At 61.4% G+C, this 19498-nt stretch carries 14 protein-coding genes and 2 riboswitches; of the genes, 10 read left to right on the top strand and 4 right to left on the bottom strand.

Annotated features, from left to right (window positions below):
• Positions 1-12 precede the first annotated feature (12 nt).
• Together Q8M42_RS08450 and Q8M42_RS08445 are read left to right on the top strand one after the other, a co-directional pair.
• The gene (locus Q8M42_RS08450) at positions 13-3192 is read left to right on the top strand and encodes a tandem-95 repeat protein (protein ID WP_304868048.1); all 3180 of its coding nucleotides are present in this window, start codon (positions 13-15) and stop codon (positions 3190-3192) included.
• A gap of 72 nt (positions 3193-3264) precedes the next feature.
• On the top strand, positions 3265-3603 hold the full coding sequence (locus Q8M42_RS08445) for a tryptophan synthase subunit beta (protein ID WP_304868046.1): 339 nt from the start codon (positions 3265-3267) through the stop codon (positions 3601-3603).
• Between the two features lie 68 nt (positions 3604-3671).
• Here Q8M42_RS08445 and lapD read toward each other — a convergent pair whose 3' ends face one another.
• The 3 genes from lapD to Q8M42_RS08430 form a co-directional block, all read right to left on the bottom strand.
• Positions 3672-5606: a cyclic di-GMP receptor LapD gene (lapD, locus tag Q8M42_RS08440; protein WP_304868044.1), complete on the bottom strand. Its 1935-nt coding sequence runs from the start codon at positions 5604-5606 to the stop codon at positions 3672-3674.
• A gap of 311 nt (positions 5607-5917) precedes the next feature.
• The gene (locus tag Q8M42_RS08435; protein ID WP_304868042.1) at positions 5918-6169 is read right to left on the bottom strand and encodes a DUF1145 domain-containing protein; all 252 of its coding nucleotides are present in this window, start codon (positions 6167-6169) and stop codon (positions 5918-5920) included.
• A gap of 110 nt (positions 6170-6279) precedes the next feature.
• Entirely contained in the window at positions 6280-8067 is a 1788-nt protein-coding gene (locus tag Q8M42_RS08430) for an alkyl/aryl-sulfatase (protein ID WP_304868040.1), read from the bottom strand.
• A 97-nt stretch (positions 8068-8164) separates the two neighbouring features.
• On the opposite strand from Q8M42_RS08430, the gene Q8M42_RS08425 reads away from it, so the two are divergent.
• Complete coding sequence (locus tag Q8M42_RS08425) at positions 8165-9100, top strand: LysR family transcriptional regulator (protein ID WP_304868038.1); 936 nt, start codon at positions 8165-8167, stop codon at positions 9098-9100.
• Between the two features lie 9 nt (positions 9101-9109).
• Here the strand turns inward: Q8M42_RS08425 and Q8M42_RS08420 are convergent, their stop codons facing one another.
• The gene (locus Q8M42_RS08420) at positions 9110-9592 is read right to left on the bottom strand and encodes a hypothetical protein (RefSeq protein ID WP_304868036.1); all 483 of its coding nucleotides are present in this window, start codon (positions 9590-9592) and stop codon (positions 9110-9112) included.
• Between the two features lie 248 nt (positions 9593-9840).
• Positions 9841-9965: riboswitch (guanidine-I (ykkC/yxkD leader) on the top strand.
• A 54-nt stretch (positions 9966-10019) separates the two neighbouring features.
• Here Q8M42_RS08420 and Q8M42_RS08415 point away from each other — a divergent pair.
• The 7 genes from Q8M42_RS08415 to uca all read left to right on the top strand — a co-directional run bounded on the left by Q8M42_RS08415 (position 10020) and on the right by uca (position 19494).
• Positions 10020-11096: a putative urea ABC transporter substrate-binding protein gene (locus tag Q8M42_RS08415; RefSeq protein WP_304868034.1), complete on the top strand. Its 1077-nt coding sequence runs from the start codon at positions 10020-10022 to the stop codon at positions 11094-11096.
• Positions 11097-11274: 178 nt separating this feature from the next.
• A riboswitch (guanidine-I (ykkC/yxkD leader) is annotated at positions 11275-11383 on the top strand.
• Between the two features lie 66 nt (positions 11384-11449).
• Positions 11450-12517: a putative urea ABC transporter substrate-binding protein gene (locus tag Q8M42_RS08410; protein WP_304868032.1), complete on the top strand. Its 1068-nt coding sequence runs from the start codon at positions 11450-11452 to the stop codon at positions 12515-12517.
• A gap of 87 nt (positions 12518-12604) precedes the next feature.
• Positions 12605-13420: an ABC transporter permease gene (locus tag Q8M42_RS08405; RefSeq protein ID WP_304868031.1), complete on the top strand. Its 816-nt coding sequence runs from the start codon at positions 12605-12607 to the stop codon at positions 13418-13420.
• Entirely contained in the window at positions 13417-14211 is a 795-nt protein-coding gene (locus Q8M42_RS08400; protein WP_304868030.1) for an ABC transporter ATP-binding protein, read from the top strand. Before Q8M42_RS08405 ends, Q8M42_RS08400 begins: the two co-directional genes overlap by 4 nt.
• 9 nt (positions 14212-14220) lie before the next feature.
• Positions 14221-14949, top strand: coding sequence for an urea amidolyase associated protein UAAP1 (locus Q8M42_RS08395; RefSeq protein WP_304868029.1), 729 nt, complete (start codon positions 14221-14223; stop codon positions 14947-14949).
• An 11-nt stretch (positions 14950-14960) separates the two neighbouring features.
• Entirely contained in the window at positions 14961-15596 is a 636-nt protein-coding gene (locus Q8M42_RS08390) for an urea amidolyase associated protein UAAP2 (protein WP_304868028.1), read from the top strand.
• 220 nt (positions 15597-15816) lie between these two features.
• The gene (gene uca / locus Q8M42_RS08385) at positions 15817-19494 is read left to right on the top strand and encodes an urea carboxylase (RefSeq protein WP_305284021.1); all 3678 of its coding nucleotides are present in this window, start codon (positions 15817-15819) and stop codon (positions 19492-19494) included.
• Positions 19495-19498 lie beyond the last annotated feature (4 nt).

The following is a 19498-nucleotide window of genomic DNA, read 5'->3' as shown; positions in this document are numbered from 1 at the left end:
GCCAACGGCCCTGTGACCTTTACCTTCACCTTCAGTGAAGCGGTCACCGGCTTTACCGCCGATGACGTGGCCGTCACCAACGGCACCAAAGGCGCCTTCACCACTGTCGATGGCCTGACCTACACCCTGGTTGTCACCCCGGCGGGAAACACTAATGGGAATATCACTGTCAATGTGCCTGCAGGCGCAGCCACAGACTCAGCAGGCAACCCGAACATTGCAGCGCAAGCTCAGCAGGTCATTGATACGGTTTCCCCAACCGTTGTCATCAGCACTACCGATAGCAACCTGTCAGTCGGGGAAGCCACAACGCTGACCTTCACCTTCAGCGAGTCGGTCACCGGCTTTACTGCAGGCGACATCGTTCCTACAGGCGGCACGATCAGCAATCTGGTGCAGTCTGCAGGTAATCCAGCAGTCTGGACAGCTACTTTCACCTCAACCGGTGGCGGCTCGCCGAGCGTCAGCCTGCCGGCAGGTAGCTATACCGACCTGGCGGGCAATGCCGGTGGTGCTGGCAGCCTGAACCTCAATAGCGATCCGATTGCCAGTAACGACAACTACCTGGTTTCCGGACTGGTCGGTCAGTACTTTGGCTACAACGAAGGAGTCAATGGTGCCAATCTGACCAACCTCGGCCAGGTAGAAACCTTTATCAATGGCCGTGCTCCCACGGCAACCTTCACAGCCACAAGTTTGAACTATGGCCCTATTGGTAATGGAGGTTTGGGCAATGGCACGAACCTGCAGACTTTCCTGGGTGGTGATGCCTCAAGCCTTTCGAGCGACCCAGCGAATACCTCTGACGCCATTCTCAAACTCAGCGGTTTGATTAATCTGGCCGCTGGTAACTACCAATTCCGCGTAACAGCAGATGACGGCTTCAGTATCCGTATCAATGGCCAAACGGTCGCAGAGTACAACGGCAACCAGGGCCCAACAGCGCGCGAATCTGTGGTTTTCACGGTGCCAGAAGGCGGTGCACAGCAGTTCGAAATTGTCTATTGGGATCAGGATGGCAATGCTCAGCTGACCGTTGAACTTCGCCCCCAAGGCGGTAGCTACAGCGTTGTGGGTGGCAGTTCGTTACAGCATGAGAACCCGGCGCTGGTGACCAACGAAGATCAAGCCCTGACAATTACTCCCGCCACACTGCTGGGTAACGACAGCGACCCGGATGGCAATGCACTAAGCATCCTTAGCGTGCAGGGAGCGACCCACGGTACGGTCGCATTGGTTGGCGGGAATGTCGTTTTCACCCCCGATGCCAACTACAACGGTTCGGCAACTTTCACTTACACCGTGAGTGACGGTCTAGGCGGGCTTGCCACAGCTACAGTAACGATTGGCATAAAAGCGGTTAACGACGCACCTGTGGCAGTTGCTGATAGCGCCATAACCAATGAAGACACATCGGTCACCATTAACGTGCTGGCCAACGACACAGATGTTGATGGCGACATTCTGACGGTTACCGGGGCCACCGCCAGCAATGGCACTGTGGTGGTCAACGCCAATAACACCCTGAACTTTACGCCTGCCAGCAACTTCAGTGGCACGGCACTGATTCAGTACAGCATCAGCGATGGTAAAGGCGGCACTGCGAGCGCTCAGGTTACCGTAACAGTCACACCGCAGGCCGATGCACCATTGATCTCGCCAGTGTCCAACATTTTCGTGCTCAACCCCGGCGCAACAGTGATCTCAACGGGCAGCACCGACACGCCGATCAACACGGCAGCACTCAACGCTGGCGATGGTATCTCGCAAGCCAATCTGGAGGCCGAGCTGGGCCTGAATGCTGGCTACCTTGATAACCGCTTTAACCCGACCGGGCCGAATGTTAATCACACCGGCACCGTCGATGTGGTTGATGGAAAGCTGACACAGTCCAACTACAGCATGACAAACGGCACGACGATCAACTGGAACTACTCATTCACCAATGGCGAGAACATCGCCAGCGAAGTACAGGGTGGTTACAACGACTTGGTCGTATTGATCGTGACAGACCCCGCAGGTAACCGTAATGCCTTCCTGGTGGACTCGTCAGAGTCTAAGTTTCCGAGCCTCACCAGTAACGGCACATTCAGTTATACCGCGACACAGAGTGGTAACTACAGCTTCAGCTGGCTGGTACTCAATGGCCGCGACGGCCTCAAAGATTCGTCTCTGTCGCTAACAAATACCAACTTCACCCAGAGTGGTAACACCACGCTGTACGGCGCACCGATTGCGTTATCACTCGCCGCACAACTGGTCGACAAGGACGGTTCAGAATCACTGAGCCTCGTACTGTCAGGGCTGCCGACTGGCGCTAGCCTGAGCGCAGGTACCAACAATGGCAACGGCAGCTGGACCCTGACTGCCAGCGACCTGAGCAACCTGCATCTGCTGCCTCCTGCTGGCTACACCGGAACGCTGAACCTGACGCTGACCGGCACCGCAACAGAAGCAGCCAATGGCCACAGCGCCAGTAGTGCGCAATCGTTCAGCGTCACTATCAGTGAAACCACTAACACACTGACCAACGCCACCGCCGGCAACGACACCCTTACCGGCACAGCGGGTAATGATCTGATACGTGGCTACAACGGCAACGACACCCTTAACGGTGGTGACGGTAATGACCTGATCTACGGCGGTGCCGGTAATGACACACTCAACGGCGGTGCCGGCAACGATCATCTGTATGGTGGTATCGGCGACGACACACTAAATGGCGATGCCGGCAACGACTTCCTCAATGGCGAAGCGGGTAACGATATCCTCAATGGTGGTGCCGGAGACGACATTCTGCGTGGCGGCCTCGGTAACGACACGCTGACTGGCGGCGCAGGCAAGGATCTATTCCTCTGGCAGCGCGGCGACCTGAACACTGCGGGTGGCCGGGATGTAATCAAGGACTTCAACACCAGCGAAGGTGACCGCATTGACCTGCATGATCTGCTGCAAGGCGAGAATGACGGCAATATCCTCAACTACCTGCGTGTGGACACCGCAACATCCACCCTACTGATTAGCAGCACCGGGGTGCTCAATGCCAGCGGCAGCAACGCCGATGTAACCATCAAGCTGGAGAATGGCAGCGGCGGTAATTTCAATATCAACCCTGGCAATCTCAGCCAGTCTGATCTGGTCAACTCGTTGATCGCCGGTGCCGACCCGATGATCAAAATCGACCATAACTGATGACCACAACCCCGCTACCATAAGGAAGCGGGGTTGTTTATTCAGGGCAGCCAACGAGGCAAGGAGCGGTCGATGTTGTATGTAAAGCGCGATGCCTGGGGCAATTTGCAACAGGTTGAGGCGGCGCCTTTCGAGGGTATGGATGGCGAGCTACTGGCTGACAGCCAGGAAGCAGAAGCCTGGTATGCCAATCAGAGCGTAGAAAGCAGCCTGCTGCAGCTCAAGCAGAGCGACCTGGACATGATCCGGGTACTGGAAGACTTGATTACCGTGCTGATTCGCAAGGGTGTGGTGCGCATCACTGATCTACCGGAAGCGGCGCAAGGCAAGTTGGTCGGCCGTAGTAAGGCGCGGGACGCTCTGGGTGGTTTGCATCGACTGATCAACGACGACGAATCGAAGCTGATCTGATCCTAGGTCAACGACGCGTCAGGCTGACAAAAGCTCGCGGGCAAGCCCGCTCCTACAAAAGCGTGCTGTCAACGCCAAGGTCCCGGCTCACCAAATAGACGGCCCTGCACACCGTTGATACCCATGGCGCGCAGGACCTGCCATTCCCCTTCGCTTTCCACCCGTTCGGCAATCAGCGGCAGGTCGATGCTGTTGGCTGCGCGCTGCATGGCTTCGATAAACAGGCGCTTGTCGTTTTCCTGATCGATATCGCGGATATAGCTGCCATCAACCTTGAGGTAACCAAGGCCCAGCTTGGCCAGGTTGCCGATCATGCTGAAGCGTCCACCAAAATGCTGCAAGCCGAGGCCAAAGCCCAGGCTGCGCAACCGTTGGGTCAGGTTTTCCAGCGCGGCCTGATCGGGTAATTGATCTTCATCCAGCTCCAGGGTCAGGCGCGGCCCCAGTTGCCGGTGTTGCTGCAACTGGGCATACAACGCCGCCAGCGCCTGGGGATCGCGAATGCTAGTGCCGGACAGGCTCAGCGCCACGGCCGCTGAATGACCGTGCAGTTGCGTCAGCACCAAACCGAGCATGACCCGATCCAGTCGCGCCGCCCAACCGAAACGCTCCACCCAAGGCAGAAAGCGCCCAGCGGGAATCACCCCGCCCTGCTCATCCATCACCCGCGCCAGCACCTTGTGGTGCAGCACGCGCGCGGGTTCGTCGGCAGCCACCACCGGCTGGAAGAACAACTGAATACGGCCCTGCTCCAGCGCCTGATCCAGCAGGTTGTACCAACTTTGCCCCTCGTCCACAGCCAGCGATTGCTCGGCCAATTCATTGAACGCCCAACTCGGCTGCGCCTGACTGGCGGCAAGGGCCAAAGCCGCATCCAATGCACGGTACAGCTCGTCTTCCGCCGCGCCGGGAGCAAAGCTGGTCAAGCCGATATGGGCCACTGGCAAGCAGTCACTGGCACCGGTCTGCTGCAGGCTGTGCAGGCTCTGCTCAAGCTGCTCGGCCAGTTGCAGTGCTTCGCTGCGCTCAAGCCCCGGCGCCAGCAGGGCGAACTCACCGCCACGGTTGCGCGCCAGAACAAAACGGCCTTGGCTGAGCTGCTGCAACTGTTCGGCGATGCTGATCAGCAATTGATCGGTACGCTGGCCGCCCAAGCGCTGGTTGAGGCCGCTTAGGTCATTAACCCGCAGCAACAGCAGATAACCGCTGCAGGCCTGCTCCTCAACGTTGAGCCGCGCGTGCAGCTGCAAATCGAAATAGCGCCGGTTGGCCAATCCAGTCAGGCTGTCCTGGTAGGCTTCGGCGCGCAGCACTTCACTGCGCGCGGCTTCCTCGGCAAACAGCGCCTTGAGTTTGCCAACCATCTGGTTCATGGCATTGACCACCCGGCGAAACTCGGGGGTTTTCGGCAGTTCCGGCAAGCTGAGGAACTCACGTCGGGCGATGGCATTGGACTGTTCGACCATATAGTCCAATGGGCGCAACTGACGCTTGAGTAGCAGCACACCCAGAGCAATACACAACACGCCGCTCAGGGTCAGCCACAGCAGGTTGCCCAGAGTGCTCTGCCAGAGTTTGCCGACGGCAAACAGCGGATGACTGACCACCGTTACCTGTGCAGCCTGACGCCAACCGTCACTGACAATCGCATCGCCCTGCGCGGCTTCTAGGTCGACCAGTTGCGCGAACCACTGCGGCGCCTCGCCGCTGACCGGCACGCCGCTGCGCTCGACCAACAGCTCACCGGACGCAGGATCGGTCACGCGGATACTTTCAAAATAACCACTGTCGAAAATCGAACTGACCATCAGCTCGATCATCGCGGTGTCATTGACATGCGGGCTGAGCGACAAGCCCAGGGCCGTGGCGGCATCCTGGGCATGGGCGCGCAGCTGGTTGACCTGTTGCTCGCGCGAACTCTCGACGCTGACCAGAAAGCTACCGGTGAAATTCACCAGCATCAGCACACAGATGGCGATAAACAGCTGCTTGAACAACGACATCAACCACTCCTGTCGAGCCTACTGCGGAAAAATATGGACTCGATTACGGTTCAATAATTCAGGTCAGTGCAGGCGCACATATCCGGCTGGCACAGGACTCAACCCTGCAGCAGCGGGCGCTTGGCAGAATCAGATTTGGCACGGGGGAAGTGGCGGTGGCACGACGGCCGTCATGGTGCGGGGCACGGGGACAAAACACAATGTCCACAGCCGCTGCGGGGGCAATTCGCCGATGGGGAGCAGCTCGTTTGCGATAACGGTCGCATTACCCGTTGCGGATATACGACCGTTGCTCGAAAGACAGAGACGGCTTAGGCGCGGGTCAAACCCTGCAAATGCACAAAGCCAAACAACAGCACCTGCACCCGCTGCAACCAGGGTTGCGGCTGACCAACCAGGCGCGCTTTGAACAACAGCAGCTCGCCGAGATGCGCCAGCAGCAGGCCGCCGGCAATCAGGTTAATCGCCAGGTACCAGCCCTCGCCCATGGGGTAGAGCAGGTTGAGCAGCGCCAGTAGCCAGAACGCGGCCAGTGCGCCTTTGGCGAATATCAGAACAGGCATAAAGCACTCCTTAATCAGGTCAGTCAGCCAGGTGAAAAACCTGAGCAGTCTGCCCTGATAATGCCTCAGGCGCGTCCGCACTTTGGTCGGGTCGAGTGACGCAACAACACTCAACGCAGCGTCAGGGCAATCGGTTCATCGCTGAAATCGAAGCAGCCGAGGAAAGTTTTGATCTCCAGCAAGCTGCCATCAACCTTTACATCGCCCAGCAGCGCGCCCTTGAGCAGGCCGTTCTCGCCGCTCATCACGGTGTCCAGATACGCCTTGTCGAGGGTCAGCTTGAGCGTGGTGCCCTCGGGGATGCCTTGGTGCAACTGCACCACACCGCGGCGCACCTCCAGCGCCCACTCCTCGCCGATATCGGGGAAGCTAAAGCCCAGGGTCAGCTGCACATCATTGGCCTTGTCCGGATCGACCCGGGTAATCCAGTTCTGCAGGAAGATCCGCGCCGGGAAGGTCTTCAGCATGTCCGCCGAGAGAAAGGCGCTGCGCATGCTCAATGCCATCTGCTGCACCTTATCACCGGTAAATTTGCCTTCCAGCTCCATAGCGCTCATCAGGTACCAGTTGCGCCAGTTGATGTTCATGCTGGCGTAGCCCAGCTTGCGCAAGCTGCGCGCCTTGATATCGCGGGCCAGCTTGTCCTCGTTGTCCACCTGAATGGCATAGCTGGAAAGCTCAGCGGCCCATTGGTAATCGCCTTTGAGGTAGGCGTCACCGGCGGCCAGCAGCAGCTTCTCACGGCCACCCATCAGGGCGATCAGACGCTCGGCTTTGTCTTTCGGCGGCAGCGGATCGAGCGCCACCGGGTCGCCCTGGAACCAGCCTAGATAACCGTTATAGATCTGCCGCACGCTGTGTTTCACCGTGCCGTAGTACTCGCGCAGATAGGGCGTGTAGCCGGCCAGATGCGGCGGCAGCTTGACCTTCTCGACCAGCTCGTCCGGAGTCAGACCCTTGTTCATCCAGCGCACGCTCTGATCGTGGATATAGGCGATGCCGTCGCGGGTCATGCGCAGCACTTCCTCGACCTTATCCTGGCCGCTGACCGGACGGCCGTGCAGCGGCACCATATGCTCGGCCTGGTACGCGCGCAGCTTGTCCAGGCTTTCAACCCACACCACCGGGTCGCGGAATTTGGTGCCGCGCAGGGTGTGGATATTCGGCAAGGTCGGCCCCTGCTCCACTTCGGCGCTGATCAGCACGCGGTTATCCGGCAGGTAGACGATGATCTCGTCCGGTGCTTCGCTGGGCACATGCAGAAACTGCAGGTCCAGGCCGGCGATGCGGGTGTCGAGCTTGTCCTTAAAGGTCAGGGTCGGCGCGATAAAGGTCGAGGCCTCGACCTTGGCCAGCGGGCCGATACCGGCGTTCATCTGCTCGTGGTCACTGTCCGGCAGGCCGGCACCAAAGCTGTAGCCGGAACGCACCGAAAGAATCGGCCCGACCAGCGCGCCCTGAGCCACCACATTGGCCAGCAGGGTTTCATGGGCGATGATCTGCACCTCGCCGCTGCGCACCTGCTCTTCGCTGACGAAGGCCTTTACGCCGTTGATATGGTCCGGGTGGAAGTGGGTGTAGACCACGGCCTTGACCGGCTTGTCGCTGATCTTGCGGAACTCGGCCATGATCTTGCGCGACTCGCTGACCGCCTCACCGGTGTCGATGATGATCAGCCCTTGCGGCGCCTCAATCATCGCCACGTTGCCCAGCTGCCAGCCGACGGCGGAATAGACGTTGCCGGCCACTTGGTAGACCTTCTGCGCGAAGTGCTTGCTGTGCTCAGCCAGCTCTGGATTGATCGAGGCGGTTATCTGTTCTTCAGGCAAGGCCGCTTGGCTCGCCAATGGCAACGCCAGGCTCAGCAGCACGGCGGCAGTTCGATTGAGTGAAAACATGCGCAGACGCTCATTGTTATTGGATGTGCTGGAAGATTGGCCAATCGAAGTCAATAATTCCAATGCATTCCAAAACCAATAGCGATGCATAAAGCGCATGAACGACCTTCGCCAACTCCGCCACTTTGTCGCCCTCGCCGAACACGGCCATTTCGCCCGTGCCGCCGAAGCCGTGCACCTCAGCCAACCGGCCCTGAGCCGCAGCATCCAGGCACTGGAAGCCAGCCTCGGCTGTAACCTGGTCGACCGGCACAGCCGCGGCATCAGCCTGACTACCCATGGCCAGTTGGTGCTTGAGCATGCTCAGCGTCTACTGGCCGGCAGTCGTGCACTGAAAAACGCCGTCAGCCAACTGGGCAATTTACAAACCGGTGAGCTGCGCCTGGGCACTGGCCCCTATCCTGCCGCGCGCCTGGTGCCACGAGCACTGGGACGCATGGCGCAGCGTTATCCACGGGTGCGGGTCAATCTGCAGATTGGCAACTGGCTGGAACTGCGCAGCAGTCTGCTGGATGACGCCCTGGAGCTGTTTGTCGCTGACAGCCGCGAGCTGCGAGGCGACACGCTGCTGTCCATCGAGCCGCTGCAACGCCATAGCGGCGTGCTGTTCTGCCGTCCCGAGCATCCACTGCTGGAACAACCAACGCTACGTATGCATGACCTGCTCGATTACCCGATTGCCGGCACCCAGCTACCGCAGGCGGTCGAGCAAAACCTGCGCGCACTTAGCGGCCGTGAACAACCGTTAAGTATTCAGTGCGACAACTTTATGGTGCTCAAAGCCCTGGTGGCCGATAGCGACGTGCTGAGCATGGCGCCTTGGGATGTGGTGGCCGAGGATATCCAGACCGGACGCCTGGCCCGGCTGCCGCTGGAAGCAGGTGCGTTGACCGAGCAATCCGCCTACGCCCTGATCAGCCGCGCTGGGCATAGCCTGTCACCGGCGGCGCAGGCTATGCGCGAAGAGATACTGGCCGAAGATCGACTCTTCGGCCGTCAGCTTGAAGGCGCTCCGGATTCGCAGCGCGCCTAGACACGGCGGTCAGTTGCGCTGCCGCTCCCAGCCCTTAAGATCATCGCGTCGATCATCACGCCGGCCCTCGCGTCGATAGTCACCGCGTGGCTCAGCATTACGCAGCACATCATGGCGCTGTGGACGCTGCTGCTGATGGTTGTTGCGCGAGTGGTCGCGATCACGACGGCCATCCCAGCCAGCCTGCGGTTGCGCCACGCGGTAATCATGGCGCTTCTGGTATTGGTGCGACTGGTAATGGCGCGGCTGCGGGGCCGGCACGTAATAGCGCGGTGGCTGACGGTGCTCATCATAGCGGCGCCCGTCGGACTGATAAGCCTGATAGCGCTGCGGCTGCGGCACCACATAAACCGGGTAGCGTTGCACCTGATAATAGGTAGTAGAAGGCCCGCGATCATAACCACGGTGGCCATAGCCACTGCCGCCGCCGTAGACCGCACAACCGCTTAAAGACAAAACCAACAACGCCAGCAGCATGGATTTGTATGACATAGCGGCCTCCTTCGACCGCGGGTACGGCAGCGACCGTTGTCGCTGCCAGGGATTGCTCCCAATGAATAGACAACGGCGCAGGCCATCCAGTGCGTTGGCCCTAAGCAGCAGATTTCATGACAAATTATTTCAACGTCGATACGGCCTTCGTTTCGGCTTACACAGGCCAACCTGGCACAGTCCTCGCTTAGCGTTCTGCGCATCAAGGAAATGCGTACGGCGGCAAGCAGCTTGCAGCCAGACAATCGGCAATGGTCGACTAGGGTTCCGGTTCGCTAAGCAAGCCTTAAGCGAATGACTGGTCCGAGAGTCGACGACCTCACGCAGTGGCCACGGCCATGGGGTTACACGGCGGGATAAAAGCCCGGGAGAACGCACAGCACTGCTGTTCGCTTTCCTGTTCCCGCTGACTGACCCGAGGTTACCCATGCCGCTATCCACCCTGCTCGCCCGCCTGACTGCCACCTGCCTGCTCGCCGCCCTGCTGCTGCAACCGGCCGTTGCGGCGAGTGAGGCGAAAACCTTCAAGCTGTGCTGGTCGATCTTCGCCGGCTGGATGCCCTGGGGCTATGCCGCCAACGAAGGCATCGTGAAAAAATGGGCCGACCAGTACGGCATCCGCATCGAAGTCAGCGAAGTGCCGGATTACGTCGGCTCCATCGAGCGCTACAGCGCCGGGGAATTCGATGCCTGCTCAATGACCAATATGGATGCGCTGACCATCCCGGCCGCTGCAGGCGTGGATTCCACCGCACTGATCATTGGCGACTTCTCCAACGGCGCCGACGCCATTCTGCTGCGCGGCCCGGGCCTGACGCTGAAGGACCTCAAGGGCAAGACCGTGCTGCTGGTGGAGAACTCGGTATCGCACTACCTGCTCAGCCGCGCCCTGGAATGGGCCCTGCTCACGCCTGAGGATGTGACCATCCAGCACGTCTCCGACACGCAGATTGCCGAGGCCTTTCTCGCGGGGCAAGGCGATGCGGTGATTACCTGGAACCCGATTCTGGCCAAGATCAAGCAACAGACCCAGGTCAGCCAGGTGTTCAGTTCCAACCTGATTCCCGGCGAGATCGTCGACCTCACTGTGGTCAACAGCAAGGTCCTCGCCGCGCACCCGGAGTTGGGCAAGGCGCTGACCGGTGCCTGGTTCGAAACCCAGCTGCTGATGGGCATGCCCACCGATGCTGGACGCGCAGCACGAGCCAAGATGGCCAGCGCCGCCGGCACTACCCCGGAGGATTTCAGCCAGCAACTCGACACCCTGCGCTCGTTCTACTCGCCGCGTTACGCCCTGGCCTTTGCACGCGCCAACAAGATGCCCGAGCTGATGCAGCGGGTCGCCCAGTTTGCTGACCAGCAGAAGCTGCTCGGCCACGACGGCAAGGGCCTGGACAAGCTGGGCATCGCCTTCAGCGGTGAACGCAGCCTGGGCAATGCCGAGAATATCCTGCTGCGCTTCGATGGCAGCTATATGCAGATGGCCGCCGAGAAAAATCTGTAACGCGCAGCGCCCCGCAATGCAGCACGCAGGCACCGTCACGCACCGCCAGGGCGCACAACCCTGGCCTGGCGTCAGCAGAAACCGCGTGCCTGCGGGCTAGATCAAGCTGGCACGATGTTCGCAATACCTACTTCGTGCAGGAACAACCCGCTGCGGCGGGATCGCGGCACCACAATTTGCAATAGCTGACTAGGGTTCCGATCCGCAATCAACAGAGCTGCGGGTGACTGGTCCGAGAGTTGGCGACCTCCTTCGAGGTTACACGGCGGGATAAAAGCCCGGGAGAACGCGCCCCACCCGTGGGGAAACCGCCGCGCACTCCTGCCCGCCCATTTCGAACTGGAGGTTCCACCATGCGTAAGCCCCGTCTGTGTACAGTGCTCGCCGCCGGCCTTGCTGCCGCCATCAGCCTCAATAGCCACGCTGCGCCGAAAACCGACTTCAGCGTCTGCTGGACCATCTACGCCGGCTGGATGCCGTGGGAATACGGTGCCGCCGAAGGCATCGTCGACAAGTGGGCGAAAAAGTACGACATCAATATCGATGTGGTGCAGATCAACGATTACGTTGAATCGATCAACCAATACAGCGCCGGCCAGTTCGACGGCTGCACCATGACCAATATGGACGCCCTGACCATTCCAGCAGCTGGCGGCGTGGACAGCACCGCGCTGATCATCGGCGACTTCTCCAACGGCAACGACGGCGTCGTGCTCAAGGGCGAGAAGAAAACCCTGGGTGACCTCAAGGGTCAGAACGTCAACCTGGTCGAGCTGTCGGTTTCCCACTACCTGCTGGCGCGCGGCCTGGAAAAAGCCGGCCTCAGCGAAAAAGATCTGACCGTGGTCAATACCTCCGACGCTGACATGGTCGCCGCCTTCTCCACCAGCGACGTCACCGCCGTCACCACCTGGAACCCGTTGCTGGCCGAAATTGAAGCCACGCCTGGCGTGACCAAGGTGTTCGATTCCAGCCAGATCCCTGGTGAGATCATTGACCTGATGGTGGTCAACAGCGACACGCTCAAGGACAACCCGGCCTTCGGCAAAGCGCTGACCGGCGCGTGGTACGAAATCATGGCCACCATGAGTGCCGACACCCCGGCCGGCAAGGCGGCTCGCGAGCATATGGCCAAGGCCTCCGGCACCGACCTGGCCGGCTATGACGCACAACTGGCGGCGACCAAGATGTTCTATTCGGCCAAGGACGCCGTGGCCTTCGCCACCAGCCCGAAACTGCCGGCCACCATGACCAAGGTCGCGGAGTTCTCCTTCGGCCACGGCTTGCTCGGCGAAGGCGCACAAAGCGCTGATGCCATCGGCATGAGCTTCGCCAAAGGCATCGTCACCGGCGACAAGGGCAACCTCAAGCTGCGCTTTGACCCGAGCTATATGCAGATGGCGGCTGACGGCACGCTGTAATGAGAGCGTAGGAGCGGGCCATGCCCGCGAAACCACTCGCGGGCATGGGACTACGCGTCCCGCCCGCTCCTACCAAAAGGATTCCCCATGCGCCTGATCAATCGCCACCCGGATCGCAGCGGTCGCCTGCTGCTGATCCTGCTACCCTTCGCCCTGCTGCTGTTCGCCTACTTTGCGGGCTCCACGGCACGCTTGGCGGAAAACCCGAATGACAAATTGCTGCCCAGCGCGGCGCAAATGGCCGCTGCCGTTGATCGACTGGCGTTTACCGAAGACAAGCGCAGCGGCAACTATCTGTTCTGGGAAGACAGCGCCTCCAGCCTCAAACGCCTGGGCCTGGGCATTGGTATCGCCGCACTGGCAGGTTTGTGCCTGGGTATCGCCGCCGGGATTATCCCGCTGTTCGGTGCACCGCTCTCGCCATTGCTCACGGTGCTGTCAATGGTGCCGCCGCTGGCGATTCTGCCAATTCTATTTATCACCTTCGGCCTGGGTGAGCTGTCCAAGGTCATGCTGATTGTCATCGGCATCACCCCGGTGCTGGCTCGTGATCTGGAGCAGCGCGCCCGCGAGATTCCTCAAGAAATTCTGATCAAGGCACAGACCCTGGGTGCCAGCACCTGGACCCTGATCCTGCGCGTGGTGCTGCCACAATTGCTGCCGCGCCTGCTGATCGCCCTGCGCCTGGTGCTCGGTTCGGCCTGGCTGTTCCTGATTGCCGCTGAGGCCATCGCCAGTACTGACGGACTGGGCTATCGGATCTTTCTGGTGCGCCGCTATATGGCCATGGATGTGATCCTGCCGTACGTGGTGTGGATCACCCTGCTTGCCTGGCTGATGGACCTGGGCCTGCGCCAGACCATCCGCGTGTGCTTCCCCTGGTACGAGGGGGCCAAGGCATGAGCGCCTTTATCGAAGTGAAGAACGTCTGGCAGGAGTACGGCGATCAGGTCGTACTGGAAAGACTCAACCTGTCGATCAACGAAGGCGAGTTCTGCACCCTGGTCGGTGCATCCGGCTGCGGTAAATCGACCTTCTTGCGCCTGTTGCTCGGTCAGGAGCGCGCCAGTCGCGGTGAGATTCTGCTGGGCGGCCAGCCGCTGGCTGCCGAACCTGATAGCAGCCGTGGTGTGGTGTTTCAGCGCTACTCGGTGTTCCCGCACCTGAGCGTGCTGGATAACGTTGCCATCGGCCTGGAGTTGCCGCGCTCAAAACTGCTCGGCCGGCTGTTCGGCGCCGCCAAGCGCGACGCCCGCGCGCAGGCTGAGGTCATTTTGAAGAAGGTCGGCCTCGGCCATGCCCTGGACAAATACCCCAGCCAGCTCTCAGGCGGCATGCAGCAACGTTTGGCGATTGCCCAGGCGCTGATCATGCAACCGCGCGTGCTACTGCTCGATGAGCCCTTCGGCGCCCTCGACCCCGGTATCCGCAAGGACATGCACGGCCTGCTGCTGGAGCTGTGGCACGAAACCAAGCTCACCGTGTTTATGGTCACCCACGACTTGAGTGAAGGCTTCAGCCTCGGCACCCGCCTGCTGGTGTTCGACAAGACCCGCATTGACCCGCACGCGCCGAACGCCTTCGGCGCGCGCATCACCTACGACATCCCCCTCAACAGCGACCGCCGCGCCACCCGCGCCGCCGTCGAAGCGTTGCCCGCGCATATCGCCGGCAACCTGCAACCGGCCCTGTAGGAGCACCCGATGACTGCCTCATTAAACCTGCGCCCCACGCTCTACGAGGAACTCGTTCCCGGCGGCGGCCATACATCCTTTGTCCTCAAGCGCGGTCAGTTGCTGCGCATTACCGACCTGCAAGGCGGCGCCAACGCCAGCCTGCTGCTGCTCAACGCTGCCGAGAAAAGCGAACGGCTGAACCTGCCCGATAGCCTCAAATGCCAGCACACCGCCAAGCTCACCGCCGGCCACTGCCTGTATTCAGACATGGGCCGCGTGCTCGCCGCCATTACCGCCGATACCTGCGGCTGGCATGACAGCTTCGGCGGCGTGCTGAACGCCACCGAGGTGCAGGAGAAGTACGGCAACGGCAACTATCAGCAACTGCGCAACGGCTTTTTCCGCAACGGCGTGGACAACCTGCTGGTGGAAATGGGCAAGTGGAACCTCAATCTGCAAGACCTGCTGATGTGCCTCAACCTGTTCAGCAAGGTCACGGTCGACAGCGACGGCTGCTTCCACTTCCAGCCGGGCAACTCCAAGGCCGGCGACTACATCGAGCTGTACGCGCCGATGGACACGCTGGTGGTGCTGACCGCCCTGCAGCACCCCATGGACCCCAACCCCGCATACGCGCCCAAGCCGCTGCAACTGAGCTGGCACAAGGTTGAAAGCGACGGCATCAGCGTGCTGTGCCGCACCTCGCGCCCGGAAAACGCCCGCGGCTTCCATAACACCGAACGTCTGTATATCTGAGGCCGGCCAGCATGACTCTTATCTCAAGCGACAAGCACCCGGAAGCTGCGGTGTACCGCGCCACCATCGGCGCTGGCGAACCCTTTCTCTGCGAAGTAAAAGCCGGCCAGACCCTGCGCCTGCTCGACCTGGAAGGTAACCAGGCGGTCGATACGCTGTTCTATTCGGCGCGCAACCCGCGCGAGCGCTATGACGTGCAACGCACCCTGCGCAAACAGAACCGCGTGTACCTGACCACCGGCAGCGTGCTGTATTCCAACCTGGGCCAGCCGATGCTGACCATCAGCGCCGACACCTGCGGGCGCCACGACACCCTCGGCGGCGCCTGCGCCCAGGAAAGCAACACCGTGCGCTACGCCCTGGACAAGCGCTATATGCACAGCTGCCGCGATAATTTCCTGCGCGCGAGCCTGCACGACGGCCGCCTGAACAAGGCCGACATCAGCGCCAATATCAACTTCTTTATGAACGTGCCGGTCACCCCCGAAGGCGGTCTGACCTTTGAAGACGGCATCTCCGCCGCCGGCAAATACGTCGAGCTCAAGGCGCACATGGACGTGATCGTGCTGATCTCCAACTGCCCGCAACTGAACAACCCATGCAACGGCTACAACCCGACTCCGGCTGAAGTGTTGGTGTGGGACTGAACAAAGACGGATGTGGGAGGGGCTTTAGCCGCGAGCAATTGACCTTAAAAGCTCGCGGCTAAAGCCCCTCCTACAGTAGTGAACGTAGCCCGGATGCAATCCGGGGAAAACCACAGCATCACCCCGGATTGCATCCGGGCTACGAATTTTCCACCTCGGACGACCGTGGTGCAGACCGAATACCGCGGGACGGCCCGCCCACCCTTTCGAGGGCATCGCCATGTTCAACAAACTGCTGATCGCCAACCGTGGCGCCATCGCCTGCCGCATCCTGCGCACGCTACGCGCCCTTGATGTACAGGGCGTAGCCATCTACTCCGAGGCCGACGCCGCCAGCCTGCATATCCAGCAGGCGGACGAGGCGCACAGCCTGGGCGAAGGCCCGGCTGCGGGCACCTACCTGGTGGTCGAGAAGATTCTCGCCGTGGCCAAACAGAGCGGCGCCACGGCCATCCACCCCGGTTACGGTTTTCTCTCGGAAAACGCCGCCTTTGCCGAAGCCTGCGAGGCCGCCGGTATCGCCTTTGTTGGCCCAACGCCAGAACAGCTGCGCGTATTCGGCCTGAAACACACCGCCCGCGCCCTGGCTAAGCAATATGGCGTGCCGATGCTCGAAGGCACCGAGCTGTTGGAAAACCTCGACGCCGCGCTGGTCGCGGGCGAGCAGGTGGGCTACCCGGTGATGCTGAAAAGCACTGCCGGCGGTGGCGGCATCGGTATGCGCGTATGCAATAGCGCCGCCGAGCTGAGCGATGCCTTTGAGGCAGTCAAACGCCTGGGGCAAAACAACTTCAGCGACAGCGGCGTGTTTATCGAAAAATACATCCAGCGCGCCCGCCATCTGGAAGTGCAGGTGTTTGGCGATGGTCGCGGCGACGTGCTGGCCCTCGGCGTGCGCGACTGCTCGGTGCAGCGGCGCAACCAGAAGGTGCTGGAAGAGACCCCGGCGCCGAACCTGCCGGCCGGCATGGCCGAGGAACTCTGCGCGGCGGCGATCAAGCTGGCCAAGGCAGTCAGCTACCGCAGCGCCGGCACCGTGGAGTTTGTCTACGACAGCGAGGCAGCGCGCTTCTACTTCCTTGAAGTGAACACCCGTCTGCAGGTCGAGCACGGCGTTACCGAACAGGTGTGGGGCGTCGACCTGGTGCGCTGGATGATCGAACTGGCGGCGGGTGATCTGGCGCCGTTAAGCGAACTGGCGAAAACGCTGAAACCCAGCGGCCATGCCATTCAAGCGCGCCTGTACGCCGAAGATCCGGGCCGCGACTTCCAGCCCAGCCCCGGCCTGCTTACCGCCGTAAACTTCCCCAAGGCCGATGGCAAGCACCTGCGCATCGACACCTGGGTCGAAGCCGGCTGCGAAATCCCACCCTACTTCGACCCAATGATCGCCAAGGTCATCACCTGGGCCGATAGCCGCGAAGCCGCCAGCGCCGCCCTAGGCCAGGCCCTGGCCGACACAGTGCTGTATGGCGTGGAGACCAATAGCCAGTACCTGCGGCAGATCCTCACTGACGCGCCGTTTGCCAGCGGTAACCCCTGGACCCGCTGCCTGGAAGGCCTGACTTACACCGCAAAAACCTTCGAGGTGCTCTCCGCCGGCACCCAGACCACCGTGCAGGACTTCCCCGGCCGCCTCGGCTACTGGGCCGTCGGCGTACCGCCTTCCGGGCCGATGGACAGCCGCGCCCTGCGCCTGGGCAACCGTCTGCTGGGTAACGCGGCAGATGCCGCCGGCCTGGAAATCACCATGAGCGGCCCGACCCTGCGCTTTAACGCCGATGCGGTGGTGGCGGTGACTGGTGCGCCAATCCCACTGAGCGTCGATGGCATTGAACAGCCACTGAATACCGCGCTGCTGATCAAGGTTGGCAGCACCCTGAGCCTTGGCACCATTGCCGGCGCGGGGGCACGTAGCTATCTAAGTCTGCGCGGCGGTGTGCAGGTGCCGGATTATCTCGGCAGCAAAAGCACTTTTACCCTCGGCCAGTTCGGCGGCCACGGCGGCCGTGCTCTGCGTGCCGGTGACGTGCTGCATATCCCCGCGCTGACCGACCTTCAAGCCGGTGCGCAACTGCCCGCCGAATTGTGCCGCGCCCTGCCGGCTGTGCGCGAAATTCGCGTGATCTACGGCCCGCATGGCGCGCCGGAATACTTCACCCCGGCTTATATCGAAACCTTCTTCGCCACCGACTGGGAGGTGCACTTCAACTCCAGCCGCACCGGCGTACGCCTGATTGGCCCGAAACCGGAATGGGTACGCGACAGCGGTGGCGAAGCGGGCTTGCACCCCTCGAACATCCACGACAACCCGTATGCGATTGGCGCAGTGGACTTTACCGGCGATATGCCGGTAATCCTCGGCCCGGACGGCCCGAGCCTGGGCGGCTTCGTCTGCCCGGTGACGATTATCGAGGCGGACCTGTGGCAGCTGGGACAGCTTAAGGCGGGCGATAAAGTGCGCTTTGCGCCGGTGGATATCGCAACAGCGCGGGAGCTGGCAAAAGCCAACAACCTCGAATGCACGCTTGTCTCCCCTCTCCCTCCGGGAGAGGGGCCGGGGGTGAGGGCTGTTTCTATCGGCACCAACAGCCCCTCACCCCAGCCCTCTCCCAAAGGGAGAGGGGGCCTGTCCGTGGCCGACCTCACCTCCCCCATCGTCCTCGATATCGGCGAAGCCGATAAACGCCTGGTCGCGCGCCTGTCCGGCGACACCCATCTGCTGCTGGAAATCGGCGCGGCGGAGCTGGATCTGGTGCTGCGCTTCCGTGGCCATGCGCTGATGCAGGCGTTGGAGGCCAAGCAGCTGGTTGGGGTGATCGACCTAACGCCCGGCATTCGCTCGCTACAGGTGCATTACCAGCCGGAAACCCTCGCCCTGAGCGATCTGCTCGGCATAGTCGCCGGCGAATGGGACGCGGTGTGCGCCGCGCAGGACCTGCGCGTGCCGTCGCGTATCGTCCATCTGCCGCTGTCCTGGGATGACCCGGCCTGCCAGCTGGCCATCGAGAAATATATGACCACGGTGCGCAAAGACGCGCCCTGGTGCCCGAGCAACCTGGAATTTATCCGCCGCATCAACGACCTGCCCAATCTGGATGAGGTGTACAGAACCGTCTTTGAAGCCAGCTACCTGGTGATGGGCCTGGGCGACGTCTACCTCGGTGCGCCGGTGGCCACCCCGCTCGACCCACGCCACCGTCTGGTCACCCCCAACTACAACCCGGCGCGCACCTGGACCGCCGAGAACTCGGTGGGCATCGGCGGCGCCTATATGTGCGTGTACGGCATGGAAGGCCCCGGCGGTTATCAGTTCGTCGGCCGCACCCTGCAGATGTGGAACCGCTACCGCGAAGTGGCCGCGTTCGACGGCAAGCCCTGGCTGCTGCGCTTCTTCGACCAGATCCGCTTCTACCCGGTCTCAGCGGACGAGCTGCTGCGTATCCGTCGTGACTTCCCCCTGGGCCGCTATGACTTGCGCATAGAGCACAGTGAATTGGCCCTGGCCGATTATCAGACCTTTCTCGACCGCGAAGCTGAGGGCATCGACGCCTTCCGCAACCAGCAGCGCGCGGCCTTCGACGCCGAACGCCAGCGCTGGATCGCTTCCGGCCAGGCGCACTACGAGAGTGAGGAAGTCGCCGCCGATCTCGGCGAAGACGCCCCGCTCGGCGCCGGCCTGCACAGCATCGACAGCCATATCGCCGGCAACCTCTGGCAGGTGCAGGTAGAGGCTGGCAGCACGGTTAAAGCCGGCGATGTGCTGGTGATTCTGGAGTCGATGAAGATGGAAATCCCCCTGCTCGCCCCGCGCGATGGCGTGGTGCGCGAGGTACGCGTGCAACCCGGCTCGCCGGTGCGTGCGGGCCAACGCGTGGTGGTGCTAGAGGAAGTGTAAGGAG

The sequence above is a fragment of the Pseudomonas sp. genome, from assembly GCF_030684895.1.
GTDB lineage: Bacteria > Pseudomonadota > Gammaproteobacteria > Pseudomonadales > Pseudomonadaceae > Aquipseudomonas.
The sequence above is the reverse complement of the archived record's forward strand: the minus strand, read 5'-3'. Positions and strand labels throughout refer to the sequence as shown.